The following is a 652-nucleotide window of genomic DNA, read 5'->3' as shown; positions in this document are numbered from 1 at the left end:
TACTTGCCACGCCCCAGGATGTCGTCCATCGAGCGACGCCAGGTCGGCAGATCCTGGGAGTTGGAGGTGATCACATAGGTCTTGCCAGTCACGAACTTCTGGTCAGCTTGCTCGTTGGCATGAGTGAAACTCTCGGGGTCCATCAGCCCCTCCGCGACGAGGCCGTTGAAGTACTCCACCAGGTCCCGGTACTGCTTGGTCATCGGGGGATAGACGAACGCGTCGGCTGCGGCGTCGTACTTGGCGCCCCCGAAGCCCCACCCGGCGACCGTGCCGTAGGCGAGCCCGGCATTCTGCAAGATGCTGTTGGCCTGGTACTTGTCGGACAGCGGGTACACGCCGGCGTGTTTGGCCTTCAACTGCCGCAGGGCGGACCGGAGTTCGTCCCAGGTGGTCGGAATCGCGATTCCGTCCTGTTCGAACACATCGAGCCGAACAGTCAGCGTGTACTCCGGCCAGACCTGCTCATGCATCCCGGGCAGCAGGTAGTAGCGTCCGTCCTGCTGCAGGATGCTGTTGAACTCGTCCTTGAACTTCCAGTCCTCGATCGTCTTCTTGTAGTTCGGCATCAGGTCGATGTAGTCACTGACCGGCAGGATCGTCCCCGACGCGACGAACGCCGCCTCCTGTCCTGCGTCCGTCTTCGGGATGA

General features: G+C 62.0%; 1 protein-coding gene. It reads right to left on the bottom strand.

All coding sequences use genetic code 11. The annotated features are described in order from the left end of the window. On the bottom strand, nt 1-652 hold a 652-nt coding region (locus EF918_RS36455), incomplete at both ends, for an extracellular solute-binding protein (RefSeq protein WP_185922113.1).

It is taken from the genome of Streptomyces sp. WAC06614, assembly GCF_003949795.1.
Lineage (GTDB): Bacteria > Actinomycetota > Actinomycetes > Streptomycetales > Streptomycetaceae > Streptomyces.
This window is presented reverse-complemented; position numbering and strand designations above follow the sequence as displayed.